Origin of the sequence: Vibrio scophthalmi LMG 19158 (assembly GCF_000222585.1) — a bacterium.
In the GTDB taxonomy this organism is placed as follows: domain Bacteria; phylum Pseudomonadota; class Gammaproteobacteria; order Enterobacterales; family Vibrionaceae; genus Vibrio; species Vibrio scophthalmi.
Map to the genome: position 1 here is coordinate 1 of NZ_AFWE01000048.1, position 4,149 is coordinate 4,149.

Sequence of the window (4,149 nt, forward strand, 5' to 3'; positions counted from 1 at the left end):
CTCAATGAGCGGGTTTTTCAAAACATTAATTCTGAATCAGAATTATAGTACGTCGATTGCGTTTAGGTCAGAGAATGCTTTCTCTAGACGAGTAACCATTGACGCTTGACCTGCACGTAGCCATACGCGTGGATCGTAGTACTTCTTGTTTGGCGCAGATTCGCCAGTTGGGTTGCCGATTTGACCTTGAAGGTAATCAAAGTTTTCAGCAGAGTAAGTACGGATACCATCCCAAGTTGCCCACTGTGTATCAGTATCGATGTTCATTTTGATAACACCGTAACCGATAGACTCTTGGATTTCAGCTTCAGAAGAACCTGAACCACCGTGGAATACGAAGTTTAGAGCGTTAGGTGCGATACCGAACTTCTCTGCACAGTATGCTTGAGAGTCACGTAGGATAGTTGGAGTCAGTACAACGTTACCCGCTTGGTAAACACCGTGTACGTTACCGAAAGATGCTGCGATAGTGAAACGTGGGCTGATAGCGTTTAGTTTCTCGTATGCGTAAGCAACGTCTTCTGGAGAAGTGTAAAGCTCTGATGCGTCCATGTGAGAGTTATCAACGCCGTCTTCTTCACCACCAGTACAACCTAGTTCGATCTCTAGAGTCATGCCCATTTTCGCCATGCGAGCTAGGTATTGACCAGAGATTTCGATGTTCTCTTCTAGAGACTCTTCAGAAAGGTCGATCATGTGAGAAGAGAATAGTGGTTTACCAGTTTGAGCGAAGAACTCTTCACCTGCGTCTAGTAGGCCGTCGATCCATGGAAGCAATTTCTTAGCAGCATGGTCAGTGTGAAGGATTACTGGAACGCCGTAAGATTCAGCAACTGCGTGTACGTATTTTGCACCCGCTACAGCGCCAAGGATTTGTGCACCTTGACCTTCAAGTTTCACGCCTTTACCAGCGAAGAAACCAGCACCGCCGTTAGAGAACTGAACAACAACAGGAGCTTTAACTTTCGCTGCAGCTTCTAGAACACCGTTGATTGAGTCAGTGTTAACAACGTTAACTGCTGGAAGAGCAAATTTGTTTTCTTTTGCTACTTCAAATACTTTTTGTACGTCGTCGCCAGAAATAACGCCTGGTTTTACGAAATCGAAGATCTTAGACATGGGTTGTAGTCCTATTTATCTGTCGTTTTAAAAACTAAAACTAATTATTAATTTAAATTTTGCAATCGTTTGCTCACAACGCGCGCTATTCTATCAGAGAATAATGTGACTTGCAGCAAACAAGAAAGCGGAAGATTTCTCTCCCGCTTTCTTTGAATTATTTAGCGCGTGACTCTAGCATTTCAACTGCTGGAAGTACTTTACCTTCAACAAACTCAAGGAATGCACCACCGCCAGTAGAGATGTAAGAAACATCTGCTTTGATACCGAACTTGTCGATTGCTGCTAGCGTGTCACCACCGCCCGCTACAGAGAAACCTGCAGACTTAGCGATTGCTTCAGAAATACCTTTAGTACCTGCTTCGAAGTTCTTGAATTCGAATACACCTACTGGGCCATTCCAAAGGATAGTTTTTGCGTTCGCAATGATGTCAGCTAGAACTGCAGTTGAATCTGGACCTAGGTCGAAGATCATGTCGTCATCTTGAACGTCAGCAACGTTCTTGATTTCAGCTTCTGCGTTTTCATCAAATGCTTTTGCACAAGCAACGTCAGTTGCTACTGGAATCGCACACTCTTTCATTAGCTTTTTAGCGGTTTCAACTAGGTCTGCTTCGTATAGAGACTTACCTACGTTGTGGCCTTCAGCTGCGATGAAAGTGTTCGCGATACCACCGCCAACAACAAGTTGGTCAGCGATTTTAGATAGAGACTCAAGAACAGTCAGCTTAGTCGATACTTTAGAACCACCAACGATAGCCACTAGTGGACGCTCTGGGTTGCTCATCGCTTTACCAAGTGCTTCTAGTTCAGCGGCAAGTAGAGGACCAGCACAAGCGATGTCTGCGTGCATGCCAACACCGTGAGTTGATGCTTGTGCACGGTGAGCAGTACCGAATGCATCCATTACGAATACATCACATAGCGCTGCGTATGCTTTAGACAGTTCTTCTTCGTTTTTCTTCTCGCCTTTGTTAAAGCGAACGTTTTCTAGAACAACAAGCTCACCAGCGTTTAGTTCTAAACCGTTTAGGTAGTCTTTCGCTAGTTTAACTTCACAATCTAGTGCGTCGTTTAGGTAGTTAACTACAGGAGCTAGAGAGAACTCTTCTGCGTATTCGCCTTCAGTAGGACGACCTAGGTGAGAAGTAACCATAACTTTTGCGCCAGCTTCTAGGCAAAGTTTGATAGTTGGTAGCGATGCAAGAATACGTGCATCTGAAGTTACTTTACCGTCTTTTACTGGTACGTTTAGGTCAGCACGGATGAATACGCGTTTACCTGCAAGATCCAGGTCAGTCATCTTGATTACAGACATGATTTGTCCTCTCAAATATTAAATTAATAAAGTTTTAACTACTCGGCAGCCTTGCCAAGCCTGTGAATTCTTTAACTGATTATGGATATGGAGCTCGCTCCGATTTATTTCAAGGGAAGAAATAAATTATTTATCCGTAATCATTGGGCTTCGTGCGCAGCTTGCATCGCTAATGCGGTATCCAGCATACGGTTTGCAAAGCCCCATTCATTATCACACCACACCAGCATTTTAACTAAATGACCATCGCTTACTCGCGTCTGGCTGCCATCAACAATGGCACTGTGTGGATCGTGATTGAAGTCCACTGATACGAGCGGCGCTTCAGTATAGTCAACAATATGACGTAATGTACACTGAGATGCATTAACAATGGTTTGATTTACGTCATTAACTTTCACATTTGTACTAATTGTGACACTTAAATCCATTGCAGTGACGTTAACCGTCGGCACGCGCACGGAAATCGCTTCAAACTTGTTAGAAAATTTCGGGAATATTCTTTCTATTCCTTTGTGAAGCTTGGTATCAACCGGAATGATCGACTGGCTTGCTGCGCGTGTTCGGCGTAAATCGGGATGATAAGCATCGATCACTTGTTGGTCGTTCATCGAAGAGTGAATGGTGGTAATAGTGCCAGAATCAATGCCAAATGCGTCATCGAGAACCTGAATAATTGGTACAATACAATTGGTGGTACAAGAACCATTAGAGACAATGGTGTGCTGAGAGGTCAGAGTATGATGGTTAACACCATAGATAATGGTGTTATCAAGGTCATTCGCGCCCGGATGAGAGAAAAGCACTTTCTTCGCCCCCGCTTCGATATGCGCAAGGCCATCCGCTCGGCAACCATAAACCCCCGTACAATCGAGCACAATATCAACATCTAGATCGCGCCATGGCAGCAGATCAATTTCACCAAGATGCAAAATTCGAATCGTGTCGTGCTCACCCGCTTCGTGGTGTATATAGAGGTGTTCTTGATCATGGCTGATTTTTTTGGCAAATCGGCCATGACTGGTATCGTATTGCAGCAAATGCGCCATCGCTTCAGGCTGGGCTAACTCATTCACCGCGACAACTTTGATCTGTTGGTGCTTGCCGCTTTCATATACAGCTCGCAACACATTACGACCGATCCGTCCAAATCCATTGATCGCAACTTTCAGCATAATTCCATCGCCTATCGTTTTTTAATGCAGCATCCTATTTCGTGCCACAGATACTAACCGATCTACCAGTAAAGCGCAGTAAAAGAGTGACCCGAGCCTAAACAACAATGTAATGATTCTGCTACCCATTTTATAACCATTGAATCAACTGCTTGTTTGTGCGTTTATTGACCAATCCATCGTTATCATATTGAAGCCAAAGGAGCTGAATATGCCATCATCAAGCGATACTCACTTTTGTAAAGCATGCAATAATGAAACGCCATACAGCGAAGTATTAGTACGTAAGCCAAGCAAATACGATTCAGACCCTAGCCTTTTAGGACGAATCAAATTATTTGCCCACACCTTTATCAATGGCGGCAACTATCACGACATGGATCGCTACGTTACCTGCAAAGTTTGTGGCTTAAAAGAGCTAGACAATAAAGGCCACGAGCACGAATAGCTCATCATTCTGCTACTGATAAAAAATACCAATATAAAAAAACCGAGCTCAATCGCTCGGTTTTTCTGTTTAAGAAGCTATTTTTATTT

At 43.8% G+C, this 4,149-nt stretch carries 4 protein-coding genes; 1 reads left to right on the plus strand and 3 read right to left on the minus strand.

Annotation, left to right across the window (positions count from 1 at the left end):
* Positions 1–42: 42 nt before the first annotated feature.
* From fbaA to epd, 3 genes are all read right to left on the minus strand, one after another.
* Positions 43–1,119 carry a class II fructose-bisphosphate aldolase gene (gene fbaA / locus RH88_RS02800; RefSeq protein ID WP_005593324.1) on the minus strand — a complete coding sequence of 359 codons (1,077 nt, stop codon included), beginning with the start codon at positions 1,117–1,119 and terminating at the stop codon, positions 43–45.
* Positions 1,120–1,276: 157 nt separating this feature from the next.
* Positions 1,277–2,437 (minus strand): phosphoglycerate kinase, encoded by a 1,161-nt coding sequence (locus RH88_RS02805; RefSeq protein ID WP_005593325.1) that lies wholly within the window; start codon positions 2,435–2,437, stop codon positions 1,277–1,279.
* A 140-nt stretch (positions 2,438–2,577) separates the two neighbouring features.
* Entirely contained in the window at positions 2,578–3,612 is a 1,035-nt protein-coding gene (gene epd, locus RH88_RS02810; RefSeq protein ID WP_005593326.1) for an erythrose-4-phosphate dehydrogenase, read from the minus strand.
* 211 nt (positions 3,613–3,823) lie between these two features.
* Here epd and RH88_RS02815 point away from each other — a divergent pair, with 211 nt between their 5' ends.
* Positions 3,824–4,060: a hypothetical protein gene (locus RH88_RS02815; RefSeq protein ID WP_005593327.1), complete on the plus strand. Its 237-nt coding sequence runs from the start codon at positions 3,824–3,826 to the stop codon at positions 4,058–4,060.
* Positions 4,061–4,149: the final 89 nt, after the last annotated feature.